Source organism: Paenibacillus sp. SAF-068, from assembly GCF_051967555.1.
In the GTDB taxonomy this organism is placed as follows: Bacteria; Bacillota; Bacilli; order Paenibacillales; family Paenibacillaceae; genus Paenibacillus.
Map to the genome: position 1 here is coordinate 626185 of NZ_JBQCJX010000001.1, position 25740 is coordinate 651924.

Annotated in this window: 22 protein-coding genes and 1 riboswitch; of the genes, 16 read left to right on the plus strand and 6 right to left on the minus strand. The window is 49.9% G+C overall.

Translation table 11 applies throughout. The annotated features are described in order from the left end of the window. Nucleotides 1-69: 69 nt before the first annotated feature. Nucleotides 70-1074 carry a lipoate--protein ligase gene (locus ACTHPG_RS02650; RefSeq protein ID WP_440387545.1) on the minus strand — a complete coding sequence of 335 codons (1005 nt, stop codon included), beginning with the start codon at nt 1072-1074 and terminating at the stop codon, nt 70-72. A 189-nt stretch (nt 1075-1263) separates the two neighbouring features. Here ACTHPG_RS02650 and cobD point away from each other — a divergent pair, with 189 nt between their 5' ends. The 11 genes from cobD (at nt 1264) to ACTHPG_RS02705 (ending at nt 12936) form a co-directional block, all read left to right on the plus strand. Continuing rightward, on the plus strand, nt 1264-2454 hold the full coding sequence (gene cobD / locus ACTHPG_RS02655) for a threonine-phosphate decarboxylase CobD (RefSeq protein WP_440387547.1): 1191 nt from the start codon (nt 1264-1266) through the stop codon (nt 2452-2454). Then, on the plus strand, nt 2451-3281 hold the full coding sequence (locus ACTHPG_RS02660; RefSeq protein ID WP_440387549.1) for an adenosylcobinamide amidohydrolase: 831 nt from the start codon (nt 2451-2453) through the stop codon (nt 3279-3281). Before cobD ends, ACTHPG_RS02660 begins: the two co-directional genes overlap by 4 nt. 44 nt (nt 3282-3325) lie before the next feature. Continuing rightward, the gene (cbiB, locus tag ACTHPG_RS02665) at nt 3326-4306 is read left to right on the plus strand and encodes an adenosylcobinamide-phosphate synthase CbiB (RefSeq protein WP_440390101.1); all 981 of its coding nucleotides are present in this window, start codon (nt 3326-3328) and stop codon (nt 4304-4306) included. Further along, nucleotides 4297-4992 carry a histidine phosphatase family protein gene (locus ACTHPG_RS02670; RefSeq protein ID WP_440387551.1) on the plus strand — a complete coding sequence of 232 codons (696 nt, stop codon included), beginning with the start codon at nt 4297-4299 and terminating at the stop codon, nt 4990-4992. The genes cbiB and ACTHPG_RS02670 overlap by 10 nt, the downstream gene beginning before the upstream one ends. A gap of 180 nt (nt 4993-5172) precedes the next feature. Further along, nucleotides 5173-5290: riboswitch (cobalamin riboswitch) on the plus strand. Nucleotides 5291-5696: 406 nt separating this feature from the next. Further along, nucleotides 5697-6695, plus strand: a complete 999-nt coding sequence (locus tag ACTHPG_RS02675) for an ABC transporter substrate-binding protein (protein WP_440387553.1) — start codon at nt 5697-5699, stop codon at nt 6693-6695. Continuing rightward, nucleotides 6692-7738 (plus strand): FecCD family ABC transporter permease, encoded by a 1047-nt coding sequence (locus ACTHPG_RS02680; protein ID WP_339303523.1) that lies wholly within the window; start codon nt 6692-6694, stop codon nt 7736-7738. Before ACTHPG_RS02675 ends, ACTHPG_RS02680 begins: the two co-directional genes overlap by 4 nt. Then, on the plus strand, nt 7735-8616 hold the full coding sequence (locus ACTHPG_RS02685) for an ABC transporter ATP-binding protein (RefSeq protein ID WP_440387556.1): 882 nt from the start codon (nt 7735-7737) through the stop codon (nt 8614-8616). Before ACTHPG_RS02680 ends, ACTHPG_RS02685 begins: the two co-directional genes overlap by 4 nt. 46 nt (nt 8617-8662) lie before the next feature. Then, nucleotides 8663-9784 (plus strand): nicotinate-nucleotide--dimethylbenzimidazole phosphoribosyltransferase, encoded by a 1122-nt coding sequence (gene cobT, locus ACTHPG_RS02690; protein ID WP_440387558.1) that lies wholly within the window; start codon nt 8663-8665, stop codon nt 9782-9784. Continuing rightward, nucleotides 9781-10341 carry a bifunctional adenosylcobinamide kinase/adenosylcobinamide-phosphate guanylyltransferase gene (cobU, locus tag ACTHPG_RS02695; RefSeq protein ID WP_440387560.1) on the plus strand — a complete coding sequence of 187 codons (561 nt, stop codon included), beginning with the start codon at nt 9781-9783 and terminating at the stop codon, nt 10339-10341. The genes cobT and cobU overlap by 4 nt, the downstream gene beginning before the upstream one ends. Continuing rightward, nucleotides 10338-11228, plus strand: a complete 891-nt coding sequence (gene cobS, locus ACTHPG_RS02700) for an adenosylcobinamide-GDP ribazoletransferase (RefSeq protein WP_440387561.1) — start codon at nt 10338-10340, stop codon at nt 11226-11228. The genes cobU and cobS overlap by 4 nt, the downstream gene beginning before the upstream one ends. 130 nt (nt 11229-11358) lie before the next feature. Then, on the plus strand, nt 11359-12936 hold the full coding sequence (locus tag ACTHPG_RS02705; RefSeq protein WP_440390103.1) for a cobyric acid synthase: 1578 nt from the start codon (nt 11359-11361) through the stop codon (nt 12934-12936). 165 nt (nt 12937-13101) lie between these two features. Here the strand turns inward: ACTHPG_RS02705 and ACTHPG_RS02710 are convergent, their stop codons facing one another. Next, nucleotides 13102-14802, minus strand: a complete 1701-nt coding sequence (locus tag ACTHPG_RS02710) for a methyl-accepting chemotaxis protein (RefSeq protein WP_440387563.1) — start codon at nt 14800-14802, stop codon at nt 13102-13104. Between the two features lie 350 nt (nt 14803-15152). On the opposite strand from ACTHPG_RS02710, the gene ACTHPG_RS02715 reads away from it, so the two are divergent. The 3 genes from ACTHPG_RS02715 (at nt 15153) to ACTHPG_RS02725 (ending at nt 18153) form a co-directional block, all read left to right on the plus strand. Next, nucleotides 15153-16550, plus strand: a complete 1398-nt coding sequence (locus ACTHPG_RS02715) for an L-cystine transporter (RefSeq protein ID WP_440387564.1) — start codon at nt 15153-15155, stop codon at nt 16548-16550. Nucleotides 16551-16906: 356 nt separating this feature from the next. Next, a complete protein-coding gene (locus tag ACTHPG_RS02720) occupies nt 16907-17590 on the plus strand; it encodes a queuosine precursor transporter (RefSeq protein WP_076209430.1) in 684 nt (227 codons plus the stop codon). Nucleotides 17591-17799: 209 nt separating this feature from the next. Next, entirely contained in the window at nt 17800-18153 is a 354-nt protein-coding gene (locus tag ACTHPG_RS02725; RefSeq protein WP_440387566.1) for a hypothetical protein, read from the plus strand. 132 nt (nt 18154-18285) lie between these two features. On the opposite strand, the gene ACTHPG_RS02730 is transcribed toward ACTHPG_RS02725, so the two are convergent. Beyond that, complete coding sequence (locus ACTHPG_RS02730; RefSeq protein ID WP_253432002.1) at nt 18286-19374, minus strand: M24 family metallopeptidase; 1089 nt, start codon at nt 19372-19374, stop codon at nt 18286-18288. Nucleotides 19375-19632: 258 nt separating this feature from the next. Here ACTHPG_RS02730 and ACTHPG_RS02735 point away from each other — a divergent pair, with 258 nt between their 5' ends. Then, nucleotides 19633-20844: a PQQ-dependent sugar dehydrogenase gene (locus ACTHPG_RS02735; RefSeq protein ID WP_440387567.1), complete on the plus strand. Its 1212-nt coding sequence runs from the start codon at nt 19633-19635 to the stop codon at nt 20842-20844. Between the two features lie 108 nt (nt 20845-20952). On the opposite strand, the gene ACTHPG_RS02740 is transcribed toward ACTHPG_RS02735, so the two are convergent. Both ACTHPG_RS02740 and ACTHPG_RS02745 read right to left on the minus strand, forming a co-directional pair. Further along, nucleotides 20953-21684, minus strand: a complete 732-nt coding sequence (locus ACTHPG_RS02740) for an MBL fold metallo-hydrolase (RefSeq protein ID WP_440387569.1) — start codon at nt 21682-21684, stop codon at nt 20953-20955. 56 nt (nt 21685-21740) lie between these two features. After that, entirely contained in the window at nt 21741-22283 is a 543-nt protein-coding gene (locus ACTHPG_RS02745) for a hypothetical protein (RefSeq protein ID WP_440387570.1), read from the minus strand. Between the two features lie 103 nt (nt 22284-22386). On the opposite strand from ACTHPG_RS02745, the gene ACTHPG_RS02750 reads away from it, so the two are divergent. Next, nucleotides 22387-23250 (plus strand): SDR family oxidoreductase, encoded by an 864-nt coding sequence (locus tag ACTHPG_RS02750; protein ID WP_440387571.1) that lies wholly within the window; start codon nt 22387-22389, stop codon nt 23248-23250. A gap of 47 nt (nt 23251-23297) precedes the next feature. Here ACTHPG_RS02750 and thrS read toward each other — a convergent pair whose 3' ends face one another. Next, nucleotides 23298-25298, minus strand: a complete 2001-nt coding sequence (gene thrS / locus ACTHPG_RS02755) for a threonine--tRNA ligase (RefSeq protein WP_440387573.1) — start codon at nt 25296-25298, stop codon at nt 23298-23300. Nucleotides 25299-25740 lie beyond the last annotated feature (442 nt).

Genomic DNA, 25740 nt, shown 5'->3' on the forward strand with positions numbered 1-25740 from the left:
ACAGCGATCGGAAGGTTATTCTGTCATCGGAGTGGCAGGTGTAAACATTCTTGGGTTGAACTTATATACCTACTCTTCCAGGAAAACAAGGCCAATAAAGTCTTCCAGCTCAAGGTTGCCGAAGTAATGTTTTACATCCAGCCCCTCAAGTGCAGTACGCACCTCGGTTTCTTCATACCGCTTGCCGCGCAGCATATTTTCGATATCCGCTACATCGCCTACACCGAAGAAGTCGCCGAAGATTTTGATATCTTCGATGCGTCCATCCTTGATGTTCATGCGCAGATCGATGATGCCGACAGGGAATTTGCGAGTGTGCTTCACATTGCTTTCCGGAGACAAGCCATAGTTCCAGTCCCAGTTGTTATAACGCTCAGCGGAGATTTCCTTGATTTTGTCCCAGTCTTTGTCAGTCAGCTTGTATTGAGGGACGTCTTGTGGCTCCATTCTGAAAATGTGACGCAAAAGCTCATCACGGAACTGCTCAATCGTCAGGTTGGTGTCAATCAGATCCCGTATGTTGGCGACGCGGCTGCGCACGGATTTGGTGCTCTTGGATTTGAATTTCTCGGGATTGACGTTCAGGGAAGCCTGAACATGCTCCAGATTCAGATCAAACATCAATGTACCATGACTGAACATACGCCCACGTGTGGAAAACTGGGCATTACCCGAGATTTTCTTTTCGCCCACTTGCAGATCATTACGCCCGGTCAACTCGGCATTTACACCAAGCTCTTGCAAAGCTTCAACTACAGGCTGGGTAAACTTGCGGAAATTGTGGAAGGACTGACCGTCATCGGCTGTAATAAAACTGAAATTCAGGTTGCCCAGATCGTGATATACCGCTCCGCCTCCCGAAAGACGACGAACCACCTGCACACCGTTATCCTGAACGTACTCGATATTAATTTCTTCAATCGTATTTTGATGCTTTCCGATGATGATCGACGGACGGTTGATGTAGAACAGCAGATAGCTGTCATCCTCCATCGGCAGATGTTTCAGAATGTACTCCTCAATCGCAAGGTTTACAGAAGGATCTGTAATGCCCTGGTTGTCTACAAACAGCATGGTCATTCCTCCATTAATGTATGTGAGGGATTGCTAGTCCCTTATGTAGTGAACCTTGTATATCAAAAGGAACCGAAATTCCTCTTCTATTGTAAACGAATTATGGTTGGGACACAAAGAAAACAGGATTGACCCACACCTCCCGTGCCATCCATAATAAAAAGGACATACAGAAAGGATGACGGAAGAATGACCGGTTATATCGAAGTGTTCGGACATGGCGGGGACGTGGAGACGGCTGCGTCGCGATTTGGAAGGGAAGCCGCTGATTTTCTGGATTTCAGCGCCAACATTAATCCACTCGGTCCGCCCATAGGGGTGCTGGAGGCTGTACAGCAAGGATTGCAGTCGGTGATTCGGTATCCTGATCCGGCGCATCGGGGATTCAAGGCACTGTTGAGCGAGCGTCTTGGTGTGATGCAGGAGCAGATTTCCGTGGGCAACGGTGCAGCCGAAAGTATGGCACTCATTTTGCTGGGGCTTGCCCCGCGCAAGGTTGGTACGGTGGAACCGGGATTCTCGGAGTACCGTGCGTTGGCACGACAATTCGGTGCCGAGGTTGTGCATACAGAAGGCAGAGAAGAGCTGGCGTGGCGGGCGGAACCGGAGGACATCGAGCAACTCATGGAAGAGGTAGACTTGCTCTTCCTCGGTCAGCCGAACAATCCGAACGGTGTACAATATCCGCTTGAGGTATTGCAAAGGCTTGCCCGCAAAGCGGAAAGAACAGGAACTGTACTCGTCATTGACGAGGCATTTATCGATTTTATTCCGGTAGCCCGGCGCCAGTCCCTGGCAGCACATCTGAATGACTATCCCAATGTGATCATCATTCGGTCGATGACGAAGTTTTATGCCATTCCGGGCTTGCGACTTGGATATGCTTTGGGCCGTGCGGAATACATCCAGGCGATGACGAATAAGCAGGTGACGTGGAGTGTCAACGGTCTGGCACTCATGGCAGGTGAAGCTTGTCTGCGCAGTGGAGAACAGTACGAACAGGAGACCATTGCACAGATCACGCGGGAACGGGAGCATCTCATCGCAGGACTGCAGGCGCATGGATGTGCGGTGACACCGGGAGAGGCGAACTTTATTTTGGCACGTGTGCCAGTCCCTTGGACAGCAGCATCAATACAGGAGGAGCTGGGCCAGAGGGGTATCCTGATTCGCAGCTGTGCCATGTATCCGGGGCTTGACGAAGGGTATGTACGTTTCGCGGTCAAGGATGCAGACGCCAATGCCACATTACTCGAAGTGCTGGGCAGCGCGCTGGAAACCAAGGGATATCAGAATGTCGATCAGTCTTCGATTCATGAATCAAGTCAGCAGGAGAAGGCGAAAGATTCGGAACAGGAACAGGGAGGGATGCGGAAGTGACACTCCCGTTTTATAGCTACTTTGCGAATGGAGAAACAGGCGAGAATGAATATGTGGCCTCTTCCTGGCCGGGACTGAACATATCTGCACATGAACGACATATTAAAGCGCAGAGCCCAAGGGCTGCCCAAGCGTTGTCGAGTGCGGTTTACGGCGGCGGGATGCTTGAACTGGATCGCATATTTAATATCTATGTGGACAGGCATTACCGCTGTGATGATCCGCCTCGTGATATCGAACAAGGACTGAACGAATGGCATGAGCCGCGGGATCTGTGTGCAGGATTATTGACAGCCGTAAGGCTGGAGCATACCTCCATTCAGGAATATACAAGTGATGAATTTGGTCTTCTGTGCTGCACCACTGCGGGTATATCGAATGCAGCACGCGCGGGTTCGGAGAGAACGGTATTTGATACAGCAGGAAATAAGATCATGCCTTCCGACATGGAGTTTTCTGCCCCTTCAGCACGGAATCTAACGATTCCTCCTTATGTCCCGGGTACAATCAACATCATGCTCTGGTTGAATGGATGCATGACCACCGGGGCGATGGTGAATGCAATACAGACAGCGGTGGAAGCCAAAGCGGCCGCGCTGGCGGATGCGGGTATTCCGGATTCGGAGAACGGCTTGCCCGCCACTGGCACCACAACTGATGCCATTGTGATTGCGGTAAGCCAGGAGGTTGAAAAACCTCGGCCGATGATTACTTATGCCGGGACAGCGACTACGGCAGGGGAGGCGATTGGCAGATTGGTATACGACACGGTGACGGAGAGCCTTCGGGCCGGACTGTTATGGAAAGAGAGGATCAGGCACAAATGACTTTTGAGGTGGAGCATCTATGGACCTGGTCGTTCTGGACAGGCATGGCGGGAGCCTGGATTATTATACTAGCATACCTGCTGGACCGATGTATCGGAGATCCACGCTGGATTCCCCACCCGGTAATTGGCATGGGAAAAGGCATCTCGGCGTTGGAGCGTGTCATTCGTTCGCGTGTGAACACAGATTCGGGGCTGAAGAGAGCAGGGCTGTTGTTTCCGATTGTGATTGCGGGGGGTTCTTTTGCCATCACGTGGGGACTCGTATATGTGCTTGGGCTGATTCATCCTGTCATTGCAGCGGCAGCTGAAGTGGTGCTCATTGCAACGACCATTGCTTCAAAAGGGCTGAAGGATGCAGGTATGGAAGTGTATCGTCATCTGAAGCAGCAGGATTGGCCGGCGGCCAGACGTTCACTGGGCATGATTGTAGGACGTGATACGGCGCATCTGGATGAACCGGAGGTTGTGCGGGGAACGGTAGAGACGGTTGCCGAAAATATCGTGGATGCCATTGTATCACCGTTATTCTATGCGCTCATTGGAGGCGCTCCGCTAGCCATGACTTATCGTGCAGTCAACACGCTGGATTCCATGGTCGGATATAAAAATGACAAGTATCTGCATCTTGGATGGGCCTCGGCCCGTCTGGATGATGTGGCGAACTGGATACCTGCCCGGTTGACCGCGATTCTGTTAATTGTGGGTGCCTGGTTCATGAAGATGAATGCCAGAGGAGCAGCACGCATGGTCGCACGGGATGCGAGACTGCATCCAAGCCCGAATAGCGGTTTTCCCGAATCAGCGGTGGCTGGAGCATTGGGCATCCGGCTTGGCGGACATAACGTGTATCACGGAGTTGCTTCGTTTCGTGCCTACATGGGTGAGGCCACACGGCCAATGGAAGCCGAGGATATTGTGCGAACATCACGCCTGATGTTCTGGTCCGCAGGGGCTTTTGTGGTACTGTGTGTGTTCATAACGCTGGGTGTGTGGCTGGCAGGAGGGACGCTATTATGGCCGTAAATGAAGGGAATACAGGGAATGCAGACAAGGATGTACATACGGACCAACCCGGCTCAGTGAAACGAAACATTCTGTGGGTCCGTCACGGGACAACGCTGTGGAATGTGGAAAAAAGATACCTGGGGCATACCGACATTGGTCTGCTGCCAGATGCCAAAGAAGAACTGGCTAATCTTCATGAACAATTGAGCGTTGTTTCGTGGCACGAGGTATATTGCAGTGATCTGCTGCGCTGCCGGCAGACGTTGGAACAGATTCTTCCTGATGCCATCGGGCAGGTGAAGTTCGACTCGCGCCTGCGCGAGAATGATTTTGGACAGTGGGAAGGTCTGACGTATGATCAGCTCAAGGATAACCCTGTGTACCGAAACTGGATTGATGCGCCGCAGGAGGTCACTCCGCCCGGGGGTGAATCGTGGCAGAATTTTACCGGACGGTTGGATTCATTTCTCCAAGAGATGTTATTGGAGGGGCGGCCTGCAATTCATGTTGATGAGGGACAAGTGCCAACCATAGTTGTGGTTACGCATGGCGGTGTCATTCGCTATGCCTTGTCCCGTCTGATTGCCGGGCTTGAATTCTGGGATACGCATATCGTACCGGGACAGGCGATTCAGGTTCAGCTTGATCGACAGGGGAATCAATGGACTGGCAGCAGAGTGACTTTTCCACCGATCGGGTTGTAAGGATGTACAATATACCCTATAATCACAACAGAAGTGTGACGTCAGCATGGATACAGATAGCTTGCAGGCGATGAAGCCTGAACGAGTACGTAACATGCAAAAATTACACCGCAATGATTTACCATATCAGCGACCAAGGGTCCCGCGTGTGAAGGCTGTTTTTCATGGCAGATTAGTACGAGTTGTGAAACACACAAGGGTGAAATGGGGAAGCCGGTGCAAATCCGGCACGGTCCCGCCACTGTAAAACAGGATGATTCCTGTAAGTCAGGTTACCTGCCCTGGACGTACAAACCGGTGTTCCTTCGAGGAAAGGACAGCGTTTCGGGCTATTCTATGCGCATGGACAACCCTTGGTTGAACATGTACAGATCGCCATATGCGAGACGTCATCCCTGATCCTGGACGTAAGGATTGGGGATTTTTTATTGTTCATGTAAGGAAAACCGAACTTTTACACGTTAACGAAGAATGCAGAACCGATCTGAAGAAACGGAGTGTTCGCCTTTATCCCCGGATTTTCCCTTTCGAAAAAGGAATCAAAAAAATCTGGGGATAACAGCGATCGGAAGATGGTACTGCAATCGGAGTGGATTTGTGTAAAATTGATGGGTTTAACTTGTAAAGGAACACCAAGGCATGGGAAGTAAAAGTTTGGCACAATGCAAGAAAATAGTACAGATAGAGAAGGGGAGAATAACAGAATGAATTTCAAAAATTGGAAAAGCGTAGCGTCCCTGCTTAGTGCAGCGGCACTCGCACTGGCTTTGGCCGGATGTGGCAATGCAACAACGAATGAGGACACAGGTTCTTCACAGCAACCAGCACAGGAGCAGTCCCAAGGTCAGGCGCAGACGGACCTCAAAACACAATATCCACTGACCGTTACGGATGCAACGGGTGAATCGTTTACCTTTGAAAAGGCACCGGTCAAAATCGTATCCGTGTCTCCGGCTGAGACGGAATCCCTGTTTGCTCTTGGATTGGACGATCAAATCGTTGGAGTATCCGACTATGACGATTATCCGGAAGCAGCAACAACGAAAGCTAAAATGGGCGGGATCACCAAGCCCAATGAAGAGTCGATCATTGCCGCAGAGGCCGACATTGTCTTCACAGGTATCTCGATGAGCGAGGATGCGGTGAAGAAGTTGCGCGAACTGGGTATTACCATTTTCAAAACGGATCCTAAATCCATTGACGATGTAATGAACAATATCGAAACCTTCGGTAAAATTACCGATCATCAGGAAAAAGCACAAGAAATCATCACTCAGATGAAACAGGACGTGACGGATGTAACCGAAGCGGTGAAGGCCGTTAAACCGGAAGAGAAGAAAAACGTATACGTTGAATTCTCCCCAGGCTGGACTGTAGGTAAAGGTGAATTTATGGATGAACTCATTACGGTAGCCGGCGGTACCAATATTGCTTCGGACAAAGAGGGTTGGTACGAAATTAATGAGGAAAATGTCATTGCCTCCAACCCTGATGTGATCCTGTACGCCAACGATGTGATTGACGAGAACTCCAAAACACTGGATCAGATCATCAAGGCGCGCAGCGGCTGGGATCAAATTACGGCTGTGAAAAATGACGCGGTTATTGGCCTGGATGCCAACCTGCTGAGCCGTCCGGGTCCACGGGTAACTCAAGGGTTGAAAGAAGTAGCCAAAGCGATCTACCCTGACTTGTTCCAATGAGTAAAAAGCTGATCCTGTTCGGAACGACGGGCATGGTGCTGCTGGTGCTCACCGTGCTCATCTGCACGGGCATTGGTTCAGTAGCTTTGCCGATTCGGGATATTGCAGGCATCCTGATTCACAAAATTCCCTGGGTGGGCGACTGGATTACACCGGATTGGAATAAGGCGGCCGAACAGATTATCTGGAAAGTCCGTTTTCCGCGCGTACTGCTTGCTGTGCTCGTGGGTGCTTCACTGGCTATTGCGGGTGCGGGCTTCCAGGGTGTACTGCGTAATCCGCTGGCCGATCCGTTTACACTCGGTGTATCATCCGGTGCGTCGGTGGGGGCTGCTTTCCTGATTTTCTTCGGATTGCAGTATGCATTGATTGGAATCTGGACGTTACCTTTGATTGCATTTTTGACGGGTGTAATCACGTTATGGTTTGTGATGGCACTGGCTCGTGAAGGGCGTAAAATACCAACACACAGCCTTATTCTGGCTGGTGTGGTCATGCAAAGTTTCCTGGGCGCAGTTGTTTCCTTCCTGTCGACCATGTCGAAACAGACGATTAATGAAATTATATACTGGACGATGGGAAGTCTGGCATTACGCGGGTGGTCGTATACGGCCATCCTTTTCCCATATTTTCTGCTGGGATTAATCTTTCTCTGGAGCCGCGCGCGCTCGTTGAATGTGCTTGCACTGGGAGAACGTCAAGCGGCACATATCGGGATCGGAGTGGACCGGCTTAAGTTGTCCGTGCTGGCTGTCGGTACACTGCTGACCGCTGGGGCTGTCTCGGTATCAGGTGTCATCGGATTCGTTGGATTGGTGATCCCGCATATGTTGCGGCTGCTGGTGGGGCCGGATTACCGACTGCTGGTACCTTTATCAGCCATTGGTGGAGCGATCTTCATGGTGTGGGCCGATACCATCGCAAGGTCGTTGCTGGCTCCAACTGAAATTCCGCTCGGGGTGGTCACCGCCTTTGTTGGTGCACCGTTCTTTGCTTACCTGCTGCACCGGAACAAAAAGTTGCAGAGGGGGATGATGCCATGAGTGAAGAGAAGGAGCGCAGGACGAATCGACTTCTTCGGGGCAAGGTTGCGGCTTCCAGTACAGGTCCCAACTCCAGTCCCAACTCTAACTCGTCTTCCCTTATTTCGATTAAGGGAGCAGGAAAGTCATATGGTAATCACCAGGCATTGCGTAGTGTAGACTGGCATGTTGGCGAGGGTGACTGGTGGGGAGTTGTCGGTCCAAACGGCAGCGGCAAGTCCACTCTGATCCAGCTTATTGCCGGAACGGAACAGTTAAGCGAAGGTCAGATCCATATCGATGGTCGAGAGATCGGCTCATATAGCCGTAAGGACCTGTCGCGCATGATCGCTGTACTGCAGCAGGACGGCTTGCCAGCCATCTCCTATCCCGTACGAGACGTAGTGGAGATGGGACGATATCCATACCAGAACTGGCTGGGGCGGGAAACGGGTGACGGGGCACTTGTGGTAGACAGGGTGCTTGAAGACCTGGGATTGACAGAGCTGGCGGACAGACCGCTGGATGCACTCAGCGGCGGGCAACGGCAGCGGGTCGCACTAGCCAAAGTTATGGCTCAGGAGCCACGGTTGTTGCTGCTGGACGAGCCGACCACGTTTCTCGATATTAAATATCAATTGCAATTCATGGAATTGTTATCGGCCTGGCGACAGAGAACGAACATTACGATTGTGGCTGTACTGCATGATCTGAATCTGGCCGCATTATTTTGCGATCACATTCTGGCGCTGCGTGAGGGCATGGCGGTTGGAAAGGGCACGCCTCATACGTTGATCAATGAGGAGAATATCCAGGATATCTTTCGCGTCAAACCCGCGATTGTCTCTCACCCCGACCATGCCATACCTCAACTGTTGCTGCGACGGGACATTGATTAAAGGAAGGCGGGGCAACCCATATTTTGATGAAGGAAGTGCTGGTTGTATGAATAATGAACAGGTGTTGGAGCAATTAACGAAAAAGATTACCGCTCCTGACCAGGAAGTGGCGGCAGAAACTTCTGCGCACGTGGATTCGTTAACGAAGCCGCCCGGGAGTCTGGGCAAATTGGAAGAGCTGGTGATCCGCCTGGCAGGTATGACGGGCAATGCACGTCCGCGTTTTGATCACAGGGCGGTCATTGTCATGGCGGCAGATCACGGCGTAGTGGAAGAAGGCATCAGTGCTTTTCCCGCTGAAGTGACCCCGCAGATGGTCCTGAATTTCCTGGCTGGAGGTGCAGCCGTGAATGTGCTTGCACGTCACGCAGGTGCTGATGTGATCTGTGTGGATATCGGTGTGAATGCCGATCTTGAACATCCGGACCTGCTTTCCCGTAAAATTCGCAAAGGCACGGCCAACATGGCCCGAAGCGCAGCGATGACCCGGGATGAGGCCGTTCGGGCTATCCTTGCAGGAGCCGAAGTTGTATCGGCAGAGGTGGGGAAGGGAACACAGCTATTTGTCACCGGGGAGATGGGAATCGGCAACACCACCGCAAGTGCTGCGGTAATGAGCGCGTTAACCGGAGTTGCACCAGCTGCGGCCGTAGGAAGAGGAACCGGCATTGATGATGCAGGCTTGCAGCGCAAGGCTGCTGTAGTCAGCCGGGCGCTTAGCGTAAACGCTCCGAACCCGGAAGATGCACTGGATGTTCTGTGCAAGGTGGGGGGACTGGAGATTGCTGGCCTCACTGGGGTTATCCTCGCAGCTGCTGCTCATCGTTGCCCGGTCGTTGTAGACGGGTTCATCTCTACCGCGGCAGCGCTGGTTGCAAGACAACTTGCACCTCTAAGTACAGCCTATATGATCGCTTCTCATACTTCACATGAAAATGGACATGGAGCGCTGCTGCGTGAACTGGACCTGAAATCGATGCTGGATCTGGACATGCGCCTGGGTGAAGGCACAGGTGGCGTGCTTAGCCTTCATCTGATTGACGCAGCATGCCTTATTCTGAACGAAATGGCGACCTTTGCAAGCGCGGGTGTCACGGATGGGACAAGCCACGCTCCAGATTCCGCTGCGTCGGTTGATTCATCCCTGCAAGGAGAGAGTTCCCGATGAGTGTACTGGTGACGGGCGGCGCACGCAGTGGCAAAAGCTCCTTTGCTGAACGTCTCTGCATGCAGCGTTCCTCGGAGGCCTGGTATGTGGCGACAGCTCAGGCGTACGATGACGAGATGCGTGAGCGTATCGCCATGCATCAGCATCAGCGCGAGGCATCGGGATATCTGTGGCATACGATGGAAGAGCCGATACATCTGCCTGCTTTGATAAGCCGCATGGGTGAAGGGCATACAGGTACTTCTGCACCCACCATTCTGGTGGATTGCCTGACGTTGTGGCTGACGAATGTTTTGTTAGCACATGAGCATGACGAGAAGCAGGTGTTACAGGGACATTTGGACGCGCTGGTTGAAGCGATCCGAGCCTATCCCGGTTTATTGGTTCTGGTTACAAATGAAGTGGGGGACGGAATCGTACCGGAGTATGCCCTTGGCAGGAAATATCGGGATTTGGCCGGTGTACTGAATCAGCGCATTGCGGCGATATGCGGTGAAGTGTTTCTGGTGACCGTAGGCATTGCGACTGAACTGAAAAGCAAGGAGTATCGCTTATGACGGATGGCACGCCTGCTCCTCAGCGCAAACATGCGGCGGTAGCCGCTTTTCAATTCTTGTCCCGTTTTCCTGTCAAAATGCAAATCGATTTTGTCCCGCCGCTGCTGCGGGAAAGTGTTGTCTTTTATCCGCTGGTCGGTGCTGCAATCGGTCTGTGTGTCTGGCTCTTGGGAGCCTTAAGCGGTGCAGTGCTTCCTGCCTTTCCGGCTGCCGTCCTGACCCTGACGATATGGGTATGGCTCACCGGAGGGCTCCATCTTGACGGATGGATGGATACGGCAGATGGCTTGCTCAGTTATCGTACCCGTGAACGGATGTTGGAGATTATGAAAGACAGCCGAGTGGGCGCCATGGGAGTCATTGCCTGTGTGTTGCTGCTCATGATGAAGGCTGCGCTGATCGCCGATTTTATTGCCCGGGGCAACTGGACGTACGGTGCGCTGCTGATCCTGCCCATGATCTGGAGTCGCTGGTTCATGGTGTATGCCATGTCGGCCTGGCCGAATGCGCGTGGAGATGATGGACTTGCCGTATTGTTCAAAGGTCTCGGTGAGCGGAAGGAAGTCCAGCGAGCACGCAGCTCAGCCGTGGGGCTTACCTTGATCGCAGGGGCAGTTACGTTTGCCGCGGTGTGGCTTTTCAAGCCGGATATGGGGATTGCAGATGCGATGGTGAGTGGTCTGGGAACCCTGCCATGGTGGCTATACCCGATGTCGGCGGTTATTATACTGCCTGTGGCGTGTTATTATATCGGCCGATTCGTGGCTGTCCGGATCAGTGAACGGCTGGGCGGTCTAACCGGGGACACGTATGGTGCCATGAATGAGTTGCTGGAGGCGGCTTTGTTGACCGTGCTGAGCGTGCTTCAAGGATTGTTCTGGCTTTAAATTTTTGAAGAAGTATGAAGCAGTATGGAAAGCGTTACGCATGAGGTAGGGAGCAAAGTGTTCTGGATATAACACGGAGACAGGGGGAGAGCGTGTGGAAGATAGGTCATCACAACCAGCGGCTGTACTTATGCTGCAAGGAACGGCTTCCGATGTAGGGAAAAGTGTGATTACGACGGCATTGTGCCGAATTTTTAAACAGGATGGCTTCAGGCCTGCTCCGTTCAAGTCACAGAATATGGCACTGAATTCCTATGTGACGGAAGACGGCAAGGAGATTGGTCGGGCCCAGGGGGCACAGGCCGAAGCCTGCGGTATTGAGGCGACTACCGACATGAACCCCATCTTGATCAAGCCGGTGCGGGACATGCATTCGCAGATCGTGGTGCATGGGGTACCTTTTGCCCAGATGAGTGCTTCGGACTACCGTCAGCATTTCCTGCCAGAAGCAAAGCAGACAGTTATGGATGCGTTGAACCGGTTGCGGGATACCTATGATATTGTCCTGATGGAAGGAGCGGGCAGTCCTGCCGAGATCAATCTGAAGGATCGGGATATCGTCAACATGAATCTGGCAGGTTGGGCCGATGCGCCGGTGATTCTGATCTCCGACATTGATCGCGGCGGGGTGTTTGCATCCATTGTAGGTACGCTGGAGCTGCTGGAACCGCATGAAGTGGCTCGTGTCAAAGGGTTCATTATCAACAAGTTCCGCGGCGATCTGTCCTTGTTGCAGCCGGGACTCGACTGGCTCGAAGAACGGACAGGCATTCCAGTATTAGGGGTATTGCCTTACATAAGAGATATTCAGATTGAAGCAGAAGATTCAGTGGTGCTGGACTCCATGCGTCATGGGAAATTCGGCAAAACCGAGCTGGATCTGGCAGTGATTCGATATCCGCGAATTTCCAACTTTACAGACTTTGATGCACTTTCCCGTGAACCGGATGTGAATGTGCGTTACGTGACCTCTCCAGAGGAATTGGGCAGTCCGGATGCCATTCTTCTCCCCGGTACGAAGGATACCATAGGTGATCTGGCATTTCTGCGTGAGTCTGGGCTGGAGCAGGCGATTGCCAGCCAGACTGAACGTGAGCATGTTCAACTCGTAGGCATATGCGGCGGATATCAGATGCTGGGATGTCATCTGAAGGACCCGTTTGCTGTGGAGGCGAATCAGATCCAGGAAGCGAAGGGACTTGGCTGGCTCCCGCTATCGACAACATTTCTTCAGAACAAGCAGACCGTCAGAGCTTCCGGACGGGTGCAACCTAATCATCCGGTTCGTTTGTATAGTGAGCAAGATGTAGCTGAAGCTTCATTACCTGTTAACGGATATGAGATTCATATGGGGGTTACGGAGTGCCACGAGCCTGAACGGGTAACTGCACTATTTGAGATCACCCATCCAGGTGGTGAAGCATTCCATGAAGGCTGGGGCACAACAGATGGCAGGGTATGGGGAACTTATCTGCATGGGTTGTTTGAAAGTGATCAATTCCGACGTTCATGGCTGAATGGTTTGCGTGAAGGTAAAGGACTAGCTCCGCTTCAGGAGACATACAGTGCGCATGAACGTAAAGAGATGGAATTCGATCGGGTAGCCGAATCATTGCGTTCGGCATTGGATATGCAGCGTATGTACGAGATTATGGGTGTTCAGGCACCGGATATGAGCGTGAAAACATCAGGTGATATCAGTAATTGAACATGATTAGCATAGCTCAGGCAATGATTAATATCTGTTATACAAAATACCCCCATGTCCAACAACCCGGTTTCTAGAAACGGAATGTTAGCGGCATGGGGGTATTGTATATCCTATGATTAAATGAGGTTTAAACCCGGTGATGATGGGTTAATGGTTTACCTGTTAGTTTATTTTGAATTTCTTCATGGCAGATTGCAGCTCTACAGCTTGTTCATGCAGATGACGAACCGTATTCGAATGTGAATCCATCTCGCTGAGCTGGAGATCTGCTGTTGAAGCAATCTGTAACATGCTCTCACGGGATTTGGACGTAATCTGTGCTGTTTCTTCCACGGACGCACTCACTTCTTCTGCACCAGCGGATACTTGTTGTGTCGAAGCAGAGACGGTCTGAATGGTCAGGTTGACGTTCTGGATCAATTCATTCAGTTGCTTGAAGGCTGAGCCGGCTTGTTGAACAACAGTTGTACCTGAACCAATCTCTTGGGTAACACGGTTCATGGCATCAACGGAACGTTCAGCATCTTCACGAATGGTGCCCAGATAATCCGAGATTTCCTCTGTGGCTGTCTTGGATTGCTCGGCAAGTTTGCGAACTTCTCCGGCAACGACAGCGAATCCGCGGCCATGCTCTCCGGCACGTGCTGCTTCGATGGAGGCGTTAAGTGACAGCATGTTAATCTGTTTGGTGATTTCAAAAATGGAAGCAACAATGGTGCCGATGGCTACCGAACGTTCATTCATGGTTTCCACATAGCGCAGCGATTCACTTGCTGTCTGGCCTACACGTTCCATCTGTTCAACGGCATTCTGAGCCAGCCGGTTACCATTAACGGCTTCGTTGGCAGCTTCACCAATCTGCTCGGATACTTCGGCAGAAGAGGAGGCAATATGCATAATGCCCTGTGTAATTTCTTCCATAGCTCTGGCGTTCTCGGATGCGCTTGACGCAATGCTGATACTTCCTTTTTCTGCATCTTCTGCGGAACGGCTGGAGTTTCGAACCATACCGGACATTGATTCAACCCGCTGAAGCAAGTCATCGGAGCCTGACACAACCTCATTGGACGTGGACAAGGCACGGCTGATCATTTCTTTCAGGTTATGCGTCATCGTCTGGAAGCTTGCGGCAAGTTGGGCAATTTCATCTTTGCCTTTGATCTGGAGTTCAGCGGTCAGGTCACCTTGAGATATTTGCTTACTATGTTGGACAAGCTTGATGATCGGTTTGGTTACTCTTTTGATCATACTAGTGGAGATAAGCCAGCCGAGCACGAAGACCAATGCTGTAATCCCAAGACATAGCCAGAAAATCTGGGTAATCTTATCCTGAATAAATTGGGCATCCATGCTTACAGCCATAATCATGTTACTTCCTGCAATTGGAATGAATGCTGCTTTATGTACACCGAAGGAATCGGAATAGACTTCGCTGATTACCATCTCTTTGCTCTCGATAGCTGCATTCATGGCTGGTTCTACATTAATCTCGTCTTGGGCTTTCATACTTGAGGAAGAGTTGGCCACAACAACTTGGGCTGAACCGTCCTGTATAGCAACAACGTATGCGGCGTCGAGATTGTGTTCTTTTGCTTTATCTGCCAGATACGATTCCACGGTCATGGCAGCACCTTCAGAACCGGCTCCGCCACTCTGTACCTGCAGGATTTTGGATGCCGAAGTATTCTTGTATATATCCTGAATAGACGTGTTTAGGACTTTGTCAAACTGCGGAAGCACGTAACTTTGAATAATATTCATCGATACGGCGTAAAAACTAATACTGAACAACAGGGAAGCAACCAGCAGAACGAGGAACAATGTGCCTCTGATTTTACCGGCAACGGTGCGATTACGAAACATATGATCATCCTTTCACGTCATGTTCATTAACATTGTCGCTTTTCCGTAATCATAAGACCTATCTACCAATGAAGAAAGACCTAAATTATGCGTTGAGAAAACTTGGGAATAAGCGGATATACCTATATTACAAAATTAACCGGAGGTTGAATAGAACAATTTTCACGATTTGGTGTATTTTTTTCAGAAATAGATGAATCTGTTACATGCATATTACATAATATCAATTAATACCTACCAGAATAGTTTGTTATATGGTATATTGTAAAATGTCTTGTTGGAAGTATAAAAATAGAAGCGAGAATCGGATATATTCCGATTACACACATGTCTGAGGAGGATTTAAAGAAATGGATACGTTTCTAGTCATATTGAATGTAGTGGTTATGCTTGCTTTACTTGGTATCCTCTATTGGATGCAGAAAAAGCATGTCTCCTTTACAAAACGCGTATTTGCGGGTCTGGGACTGGGGGTTGTGTATGGGGTTATTCTTCAATTGGTGTACACATCAGGTTCTGATGTCGTTACAAAATCAGTCGATTGGTTCAATCTGGTCGGTTCAGGATATGTTCGTTTGTTGCAAATGGTCGTGATTCCATTGATCATGGTATCGATCATCTCAGCCATTATGAATCTGAAGGGCAAGCAAAATCTCGGCAAGATGAGTGTTTCCATTATTGCCATTCTGTTGATCACCACAGCGATTGCCGCAGGGGTCAGCATTGTAACAAGCCTTGGCTTTAACCTGACTTCCATTGAAATTGAAGGTGGAGATCGTGAGATCGCCCAGGGGCAGAAGATGGAGGAGCGGCTTGTTGACGTGCAGGATCAGACAATCCCGCAGCAAGTGCTGGAATTCATTCCTTCGAATCCATTTGCAGATATGACAGGAGAACGTCGTACATCCACACTGGCGGTCGTTATCTTCTCCGCGTTCATCGGTGTAGCTGTACTTGGACTGGATCGCAAAAAACCACAACAGGCGGAAACATTCCGAGGTATGGTTAATGCGGTATATGCGGTGGTTATGCGGATTGTAACGTTGGTGCTCAGGCTTACGCCATACGGGATTCTGGCCCTCATTACCAAGGTGACGGCGACAACGAATCCGGATGAGATTCTGAAGTTGATCAAATTCGTCATTGCGTCCTACGTGGCCCTCATCGTGATGTTTATCATTCACCTGATCATCATCTCGCTGTCCGGGTTCAACCCGATTACGTATGTGAAAAAGGTTCTGCCAACACTGGTATTTGCCTTTACATCCCGCTCAAGTGCAGCGGCGATCCCGCTGAATGTGGAGACACAGACGAAAAAACTGGGCGTATCCGACGGTATTGCGAACCTGTCTGCAAGCTTTGGTGCTACAATTGGGCAAAACGGCTGCGCCGGGATCTATCCGGCCATGCTGGCGGTGATGATTGCTCCGACGGTCGGAATCGACCCGCTGAGCTGGGACTTCATCGTGACGTTGATCCTTGTTGTTATGATCAGTTCGTTTGGTGTGGCTGGCGTTGGCGGCGGGGCAACCTTCGCTTCCCTGATCGTATTGTCCACCATGAACTTGCCTGTAGCCTTGGCAGGATTGCTGATCTCTGTTGAACCGCTGATCGACATGGGTCGTACAGCCTTGAACGTGAACGGGTCCATGACTTCTGGACTTGTAACCAGCAAAATCCTGAAAGAAAATGATCATGACACATTCAATGATCAGAGCCGTGAGCTGGATTCAGCTGTTCAGGCTTAATACAGACTGGATTAGATAGGGCTCGGAGCAAGATAGCTAGAGCCCTCTGCAAGCCAGATCATTAAAAGTCGTCCTTCGGAGGAATCCGGAGGGCGTTTTTTTTACTGTGCATGGTGGTGAAAAAGTCTACTTTTTCGATACATGGTGTAACGCAAGGAGCTATAACAACAGTCGTATGGTCAAGCGGGACACGGGAGGAATATAGGAGGAATCCTAGTACTCAGGCACACTTGCAGTAATTTAGTTCTGTTCATGGGACGAGAAATGTGATAGAGTATTCATGTTTTGGCCCTGAGCCAAACCGCGGTTCGTAACCATCCCGCGTAATCAAAACTAGGAAGGCAGTGTATGTATTTATGTTTAACTTAGGGTGGGGAGCAGTTTTTGTTCTCGTAACTTATGGTTTTTTCCTGTTGTGTTACCGCTTGTTCGGTAAAAAAGGTCTCTATGCCTGGATTGGTGTGGCTACGGTTATAGCCAACATTCAGGTGACCAAAACGATAGATATCATGGGTATTGTACTGACGCTTGGCAATACGATGTATGTCAGCATGTATCTGACCAGTGATCTGCTCAATGAGAAATATGGACCAGGTGAGGCACGCAAAGCCGTATGGTTCGGATTCTTCACGCTCATTATGACGACAGTTCTGATGCAGATGGTGTTGTTCTTTGACCCGGCACCGACGGACTTTGCACAGGATTCGATGAAAACATTGTTCGGTCTGCTGCCACGTCTGGCACTCGGAAGTCTGACCGCCTATTTCATCAGCCAGTTCCTGGATGTACGATTGTACTCCTGGTTACGCAAGGTGGCACCAGGTCGTAATCAGTTGTGGATACGCACCAACGGGAGTTCGATCATCAGTTCATTCGTGGATACGCTGGTGTTCTGCACGATCGCATTTGCGTTCATCTATCCTTGGGATGTTTGGCTGGAAATCTTCCTGACCACGTATATTATCAAATTTGTATTAACTGCAGTCGGAACGCCGTTTCTGTATGCTGCACGCAGCTTTAAGTTTAAGGATGAAGCTTAGATAATATTCAAAGAGGATCACTTTAAATCCCCCTTTGCACAGTCCATTGTGATTCGGACTCTGCAAGGGGATTTTTTATAGAAAACACATGTCCCCGAAACAAGAAAAAACCTTTTTACATTATTATGAAAAAGTTATAATATAAACGACCTGTCGTTATGAGCATGTATCATTAGCCAACGATGATTTCAACCAAAGGGGAATCGCACATGTACTCTACACTGCGTTATAGACTGGAAAGCAATGGCACAACCTACGAGAATGACAGCATTAATGCCTCATTATTGGTGGAGTTGATCACCAATCTGGAATTGCAGGAATACGTAGTACTTGCACCTTCGGAGCAGGTGGAGGGAAGTATGTATATGCAGGCTGCTGCGCTTGAGGAACCAGGGCAAATGGTGGCGGAGATTCGTTTGCAGGAAGGTGAGGACGGTTTCCGGCATTACAGCTACAGCACAACAGATCCGACTGCGATTATTCAATGGTTTCTGGATTATTGGGGGAAGCAACAGCTGCCACAGCTGGAATCCTGGCAGGATATCACGCATGAGTTTGACTAATGGCAAATGAGTGAACAGGAATAAGACACGTAGGATGCAGACGGAGAGTAATTCAGGATATGCTCCGTATGAATTAAAATCCCGCAACCCATGATATCATGGATTTGCGGGATTTTTGCGTTCACCATTGGACTAGTCGGTAAGGATTCGCAGTTCTTTTGGATATGTTGTCAGAACTTCGACACCTGTCTCGGTCACGATGACATCATCCTCGATACGGACGCCGCCTGCTGCGGTATATATGCCCGGTTCAATTGTGAACACGGTACCTTCATTCAGAATGTCCATATTCTCTCCATGGAGAGAAGGATACTCATGTACGTCAATACCCAGTCCATGGCCTACTCTATGCATAAAGCGCTCTCCGTATCCGGCTTCTTCCGTGACCTGGCGTGCTGCACGATCCACTTCTGCGCAGGTGATACCTGGTTTTACGATTTGGATAGCAGCTTCGTTCGCTGCGAGCACCGTGTTATAGATGGTTTTGAGTTCAGGTGAGATGTCACCAAAGGCGAATGTACGCGTGATATCCGAGGCATATCCTCCAGCATACACACCCATATCAAACATCAACAAGTCACCATGTTGCAGTTTCCGTTCACCCGGTGTACCGTGTGGCAGACCTGTTTTGGGTCCCGTGAGCACCATGGTATCAAAGGAAGGACCATCAGCGCCCAGCTTTTTCATCTGATACTCCATCTCGGCGACAAGTTCAATCTCGGTTACGCCTGTGCGAACATGAGAGAGGCCTTGACGCAGTGTTTCTTCGATCAGGTGGATGGCGTGGCGAATGCGGGCTACCTCATCTGGTGTTTTTTTTACACGTAATGTGCGAAGCAATGGGCCCACATCTTCAAAGCTGGCAGCACCAAGAGCGGCAGTAAGCTGCTCATAACGTGCGACCGTCACGTATTCTTTTTCGAGACCGACTCGGCCCAAGCGCCCCTGATAACGATCAAACAAAGCATACGGATTATCCGTATCCGTGTGGGTCGCAATGTTGGATACCGAAGAAGCGGCTGCGGCTGCTTCAGCGTCCAGTGCGGGTACAATCAACAGGGGCTCTTCGCCGCGTGCGAGAACCAGACCAAGGAAGCGTTCATGTGGATTGCTCGCAAATCCAGTTAAATAGTAGATATGCTTCGGATCTGTGATCAGCATGGCGTCCAATCCTTGCCCGGACAGATCGGCTTCAAGACGAGATAAAGGGTTTTGATTCATAAGTGTAGTTGTCCACCTTTCCATTCAGACTATCTTTCTATTATAAAAGAATATGATGGAATTCCAAACTGCGGTGATTTCATGTCCTCGGAATGCCTTGCATTCTCGGTTTGAGCAGATGGTGTGAAGGGTAATACAGGGCGAAACCGCTATACATGTGATAGCGTCACAACTATAGAGAACAACACATTAACCATACGTTGAAGCTTGGCTTAGTTATTTTATACAAAAGAATGATATGCGAAGGGAGATGTCATCATGAATAATCGGGTAACCGTTCCGCTCTATGCTTCATTATTAAGTGTCGCACTGTTAACAGCGTCATGTTCTTCAGGCGAACCCTCCACGGGAGGAACAGAGCAATCGTCTCAAGGGCAGGGAACGGGTCAGGGACAGACTGCCAACGGAGGCAATACCGGTGCAAGTGAAAACAACAGTGGAGCGCAGGGAGAGGTGGTTATTCCGTATCAGGCTTCCGTTCTGGTTGAAGGATTGAATGCGCCATGGGAGATTGTAAGTGTGCCTGATGGTCGGATGTTTGTAACGGAACGCCCTGGTGCAATTCGAATTATTGAGGATGGAAAACTGGCCCCTGACCCATTGATAGAATTCTCAGCTCCGTTTAATGAAGAAGGTGAAGGAGGGCTGTTGGGTCTTGCAGCTGATCCGGACTTTGAGGATAACGGTTACTTGTATGCATACCACTCCTATCTGGAAGGTGACGACATTGCCAATCGAGTGTTACGCCTAAAGGTGAATGACGGGAAAGCGGTCATAGACAAAGAACTGCTCGGTAACATTCCTGGCGGAACGAATCATAACGGTGGGCGGATCAAGATTGGCCCGGACAAGTTGCTCTATATCACGACAGGTGAGCGGTATGAACCGGAACTGTCCCAGAATGAAGATAGCCTTGGGGGTAAAATATTGCGGATTGGTCTCGACGGGTCGATCCCGGCAGATAACCCATGGCCGAATTCACCTGTATACAGTATGGGACACCGTAACGCACAGGGACTGGCCTGGAACCCGGACAACGGTTACCTCTATTCTACTGAGCATGGTCAGCGTAATCATGATGAGATTAATCGGATTGTAGCTGGTGAGAATTATGGCTGGCCTGAGGTGGAGGGTGACGACGATGACAATGGCGCATATCAGGCTCCGCTCGCACATAGTGGAAACGATACATGGGCGCCGTCCGGTGTGGCTTTTGTGGAGGAAGGACCTTGGACCGGCTCCCTGATTGCTGCAAATCTGCGTGGAGAGCAGTTACTGAAGGTCACTCTTTCAGAAGATGGCACAAAGGTCGAGCAGGTGGAACCCATCTTTGAAGATGAATGGGGCCGAATTCGCAATGTGAGTACTGGCGAGGACGGAAAGTTGTATGTGCTTACGAACAATCGGGATGGACGAGGATCGCCACGTGATGGGGATGACAAGCTGATTGTACTTACTCCGGAGAGTTAATTTATTCTAACGAATCTGACAGTGCAATAGTAGATGATCATGGTGAATTAATCAGAAGGAGCTGTCCCGTCAAATTCATGACTTATGGGACAGCTCCGTGTTCTTTACTTATTCTGCGCTCTCTGCAAGTGTAGCAATATGCTGAGCTGGATCATTTGTATATTCTCCACCGTGATAACAGAGAATCTTTTTGAGCGTAAGGGCTGTCAGCTTCTTCAGGCTCCGTAGTGCTTCGGGCATGTCCGGTGTCGCAGGTGGCGCAGGGCCAACCAGTTCGTCATCAACCACACGAAGTTCATCGGCAGCGAGCAGGAACTGCTGCTCTCCGAAATACAAGCAGATATGACCTGGCGTATGTCCTGGTGTATGAATGACTTGTGTGCCTCCTTGCAGAGGTAACAGGTCTCCGTCTGCCAGCGTTCTGCTGATGTTCACTTCGGGCAGCTGCAAGAGCAGTTGGTCTGCCAGTGCCAAAACGGGCGCCGGCAGCAGAGCACGACGTTCAGGAGTGAACTTGATCAAAGGTTTCTCACCTGTCAGATACGGAATCTCATCGGCATGTGCCCAGATTTCCAAATCGGGAATAGCATCCAGAAGAGCGCCGAGATTACCGATATGATCGATGTCCTGATGGGTAATAATCACACGTTTGACGTCCGAGAGTTCTACGCCCTCGTGTTCCAATGCGGACTGAAGTTCAGCAAATTGGCCAATCATGCCCGTATCCACCAAGGTAACGCCATCTTCATCACGAAGCATGACGGGAAATATGGGGCTGTTCCCGGAAGGTGTGGGAATCTGGAGATTTAGCACAGTAATCGAATTAGTTGGTTGGCTCATGATGATCCGGACCGTAGTCCGGTACACCTCCTTTTCTTTTTTAGCGATCGTCGTTGTTATTCAGGGCGATTATATTTCAAGTGTTTTCTATATTTTTTTACTGTATGGAGCAGTGATTCGAACGTTTCTTCTTCATTACTGCCATCCTTAACGATGGAGACAAACGAGAAGTTATCATGAACAAGTTTGTTTCTCATCTGAAACACCAGGCTAAGGGCTTCAGCGAAGTGTTCTTTCTCGGATTTCAGAGCAATGAACTCTTTACTTAGTTCGGCTTGGATTATCTCCATGTTGGAGCGTGATCGGTAGGCAGGAGTTTTCATCAGCTGGGTCGAATTAAACTTTTTCTGATATACGTGTCTGTACAGTTGATGTAACATTTGTTCAATGATGGTGCATAGTTCGATGACCAGTGAAGCATATCTTCGGTTTTTGCGTTTTCGGGTGAGCTCAAGCGTTTTTTCTTTGTCCAAAAAACCGTATTTTTCATACAGCGTCGAATCAACGTTCTGCGAGATTTCCTGATATTCCTGTTCGAGTCGTGCGATTTCAAGTTTGGCTTGTTTTTTAACGTTTTTAAAGTCATCTTTGGTCAGCATACTTGTCCTCCCATGGAAACCGAGATGTGATCCTCTCATTATCTCATATTGCCCGTCGTTGCGCCTCTAATTTCGGAACCTCTGGTTCAGAAGGGAAGTACTCATGTCCATTCAGACAGCAATTGTAACAGGGGCCAACTCAGGGATGGGGTTGGCAACCACGATTGAACTTGCAAGGCAAGGATATCGCGTAATTATGGCATGCCGCAGTGAAAAGCGTGGAGAGAAGGCTCTTCAGGAAGCTGTGCGCCAGTCCGGCTCTTCTGCAATTGAATTAATGCTGTGTGACCTGGGTTCACTTGAAAGTATACGCCAGTTTGCCCGCTCATTCCACGAGCATCATGATCACCTTGATGTTCTGGTGAATAATGCGGGGGTGGTGATGGTCAAACGAAAGGAAACCTCAGATGGATTTGAACAGAGTATCGGTATTAACCATCTGGGGCATTTCCTGCTCACCTTACTTTTGATTGAACCTCTGAAAGCTGCAACGCAGGGACGGGTTGTTAACGTTTCGTCAGGTGCATACAAGGCTGGCAAGATTCACTTCGAAGATCCACATCTGCACAAAGGTTATAATCCGATCAAAAGCTACGCCCAGTCCAAATTGGCTAACGTGCTGTTCACTCGTGCACTGGCCCGCAAACTTTCAGGGACGTCTGTCACGGTGAACTGCCTACACCCAGGTGCGGTGGGAACAAGCATTGGCGTAGATCGCAATACCGGATTTGGCACACGCATTATGGCGTTTGTGGGCAAGCTTCCATTCTTTTTGTCCCCTGAAGAAGGAGCGCGAACAGCTGTTTATCTGGCGACAAGCCCTGAAGTTGTCGGTATCACCGGGCGTTACTTCTATCAACAGAAAGAGCAGCAGCTGAAGGCACATGCTGTTGATGATGCTTCAGCTGAGCGTTTCTGGACGTGGAGCGAAGACCAAGTTGGGCTGAAACCTGACGAGAAGTTGTAATTCAGTACTAGCTGATTAATGACCAATGAGTAGAGTCAGTACTTCTTTTATACTTTTGCTTTCACAGCCTGTTGGATCATTTCAATAACATCTTCAATACGTTGGATGCCTTGATCTCCCTGACCGTATGCACGGACAGAGGCGGATGAGGCGTTTTTCTCATTTTCACCAAGCACGAGTGAATAAGGCACTTTTTCCATTTGGGCTTCACGGATTTTGTATCCAAGCTTCTCACTTCGCAGATCTGTTTCGACCCGAATGCCCGCAGCGCGGAGCTGGCTCTGTACTTGGAGCGCATAATCTGCGTAATGATCCGATACAGGCAGCAGCTTCACTTGCACCGGTGCGAGCCAAAGTGGGAATGCTCCTGCATAATGCTCTGTCAGGATGCCGATAAAACGATCAATGGAACCGTAGATGGCACGATGGATCACGACTGGGCGGTGTTTCAGGCTGTCCTCGCCAATGTAAGTGAGGTCGAATTTCTCCGGCATTTGAAAATCAAGCTGGATTGTTCCGCACTGCCAGCTGCGCTTCAACGCATCGAGAATATGAAAGTCAATTTTCGGGCCATAAAAGGCACCGTCCCCTTCGTTGATGCGATACTCCACGCCACGATGATCCAGTACATTTTGCAAAGCACGTTCCGCCTGATCCCACAGTTCTTCCGATCCCATGGAATCTTCCGGACGAGTGGACAACTCAATCTTATATTCGAATCCAAAGATATCGTACATGCGTCCGATCAGTGAGATCGCTTGATTAATCTCGTCCTCAATCTGCTCAGGCATGACGTAGAGATGCGCATCATCCTGACAGAATGTCCGCACACGCATCATGCCGTTCAGGGCACCGGAGAATTCATGACGGTGAACCTGACCGAATTCCATCATGCGAATTGGCAATTCGCGGTAGGAATGGAGTGTATTTTTGAAAATCAGCATGTGCCCGGGACAGTTCATTGGTTTCAAAGCAAAAGTGGAATCGTCCACTTCCGAAAAATACATATTGTCCTTGTAGTGCTCCCAATGGCCGGATTGCTCCCACAGCCGGTTGTTCATCATGAGAGGAGTCCGAACTTCCTGATAGCCTTCCTGTAATTGCAACTCACGCGAGAATTGTTCCAGTTCAGTGCGAACAGTCATGCCTTTAGGCAGATAGAAGGGCATGCCGGGTGCTTCTTCGGAGAACATGAACAGTTCAAGCTCTTTGCCAAGTTTACGGTGATCCCGTTTCTTCGCTTCTTCGAGCATGTGCAGGTGTTCATCCAGTTGGGCTTTGTTCGGGAAAGCAGTGCCGTAGATGCGTTGCAGCATCTTGTTATCCGAGTTGCCCCGCCAGTACGCACCAGCCACATTCAGCAGCTTGAACGCTTTGATCCGACCAGTGGATGGAAGATGGGGACCGCGACACAGATCGAAGAACTCTCCCTGATCATAGATTGAAAGTTCCGCATCCTCTGGCAAATCCTGAATGAGTTCAAGCTTGTAGGGGTCCTGGATTTCTCCGAAGATACGGAGGGCTTCCTGTCGGTTAACGACCCGGCGACTGATCTTATGATTCTCCTGAATGATCTTGTTCATTTCCCGCTCGATGGCAGCCAAATCACTGATGGACAGGGCATGCTCCAGATCAACATCGTAATAAAAACCATCTTCAATGACGGGGCCAATACCCAGTTTCACTTGTTCTGCACCGTAGATGCGTTTGAGTGCCTGTGCGAGCACATGTGCTGCGCTGTGACGATAACGATACAGACCTTCCGTACTTTCTAAAGTAACGATAACAAGTTCGCAGTCTTGCTTGAGCACCCAATCGAGATCGACATTCTGACCATCTACAACACCGCCAATGGCCTGTTTTCCCAGGCTTGTGCTGATGGATGAGGCGACTGCTCCCACAGTGATGCCTGCTTCGTAAGAACGCACGGCTCCACCTTGCAGACGGACCTCGATGGAACGACTGGATGGTTGTAAATCAACATCTTGGTTGTTTCCTTCGTTACCTGATATGTTGCTAGCTGAGTTACTGTTTTCCTGTTTGTTCATGTGAACCACTCTCCATTTCATCAAATGAAAGCGCAAAAAACACCCGTCCCGGAAAAGGGACGAGTGCGCTTGGCTCGTGGTTCCACCCTAATTTTGGTTATGGAGCACCCTGCTCTCGGCCAGCCGCCGGAACAGGAAACATCATAACCCTCATTGGAATCCGCTATCGGGGATCAGGCGGTGAACTCTACTGGCAACAAGCCGAACATCCGAAGGAAGTTCGAAATGCTGAGGTTCGAGGTCACGGCTGCAGAGGGGTAATTTCGGTCCGTTCGCTGAAGAAGGTTTCACCAATCCCCTCTCTCTCTGGGCAGCACGCAAACGAAATCATGTCTCTGGTCATCGCCAAATATGTTAGATCAACTCATCAGATGATCCTGAAATGTGTCGTATTCAATATTAATATATGGGAACAGGTGTTATTGAGTGTCGATTATATAGA

Coding starts and splice junctions, on each gene's coding strand:
- ACTHPG_RS02650 (WP_440387545.1), bottom strand. CDS start 1,074: ATGCTGTTTGTAGACAACCAGGGCATTACAGATCCTTCTGTAAACCTT.
- cobD (WP_440387547.1), top strand. CDS start 1,264: ATGACCGGTTATATCGAAGTGTTCGGACATGGCGGGGACGTGGAGACG.
- cbiB (WP_440390101.1), top strand. CDS start 3,326: ATGGCGGGAGCCTGGATTATTATACTAGCATACCTGCTGGACCGATGT.
- ACTHPG_RS02670 (WP_440387551.1), top strand. CDS start 4,297: ATGGCCGTAAATGAAGGGAATACAGGGAATGCAGACAAGGATGTACAT.
- ACTHPG_RS02675 (WP_440387553.1), top strand. CDS start 5,697: ATGAATTTCAAAAATTGGAAAAGCGTAGCGTCCCTGCTTAGTGCAGCG.
- ACTHPG_RS02680 (WP_339303523.1), top strand. CDS start 6,692: ATGAGTAAAAAGCTGATCCTGTTCGGAACGACGGGCATGGTGCTGCTG.
- ACTHPG_RS02685 (WP_440387556.1), top strand. CDS start 7,735: ATGAGTGAAGAGAAGGAGCGCAGGACGAATCGACTTCTTCGGGGCAAG.
- cobT (WP_440387558.1), top strand. CDS start 8,663: ATGAATAATGAACAGGTGTTGGAGCAATTAACGAAAAAGATTACCGCT.
- cobU (WP_440387560.1), top strand. CDS start 9,781: ATGAGTGTACTGGTGACGGGCGGCGCACGCAGTGGCAAAAGCTCCTTT.
- cobS (WP_440387561.1), top strand. CDS start 10,338: ATGACGGATGGCACGCCTGCTCCTCAGCGCAAACATGCGGCGGTAGCC.
- ACTHPG_RS02705 (WP_440390103.1), top strand. CDS start 11,359: ATGCTGCAAGGAACGGCTTCCGATGTAGGGAAAAGTGTGATTACGACG.
- ACTHPG_RS02710 (WP_440387563.1), bottom strand. CDS start 14,802: ATGTTTCGTAATCGCACCGTTGCCGGTAAAATCAGAGGCACATTGTTC.
- ACTHPG_RS02715 (WP_440387564.1), top strand. CDS start 15,153: ATGGATACGTTTCTAGTCATATTGAATGTAGTGGTTATGCTTGCTTTA.
- ACTHPG_RS02720 (WP_076209430.1), top strand. CDS start 16,907: ATGTTTAACTTAGGGTGGGGAGCAGTTTTTGTTCTCGTAACTTATGGT.
- ACTHPG_RS02725 (WP_440387566.1), top strand. CDS start 17,800: ATGTACTCTACACTGCGTTATAGACTGGAAAGCAATGGCACAACCTAC.
- ACTHPG_RS02730 (WP_253432002.1), bottom strand. CDS start 19,374: ATGAATCAAAACCCTTTATCTCGTCTTGAAGCCGATCTGTCCGGGCAA.
- ACTHPG_RS02735 (WP_440387567.1), top strand. CDS start 19,633: ATGAATAATCGGGTAACCGTTCCGCTCTATGCTTCATTATTAAGTGTC.
- ACTHPG_RS02740 (WP_440387569.1), bottom strand. CDS start 21,684: ATGAGCCAACCAACTAATTCGATTACTGTGCTAAATCTCCAGATTCCC.
- ACTHPG_RS02745 (WP_440387570.1), bottom strand. CDS start 22,283: ATGCTGACCAAAGATGACTTTAAAAACGTTAAAAAACAAGCCAAACTT.
- ACTHPG_RS02750 (WP_440387571.1), top strand. CDS start 22,387: ATGTCCATTCAGACAGCAATTGTAACAGGGGCCAACTCAGGGATGGGG.
- thrS (WP_440387573.1), bottom strand. CDS start 25,298: ATGAACAAACAGGAAAACAGTAACTCAGCTAGCAACATATCAGGTAAC.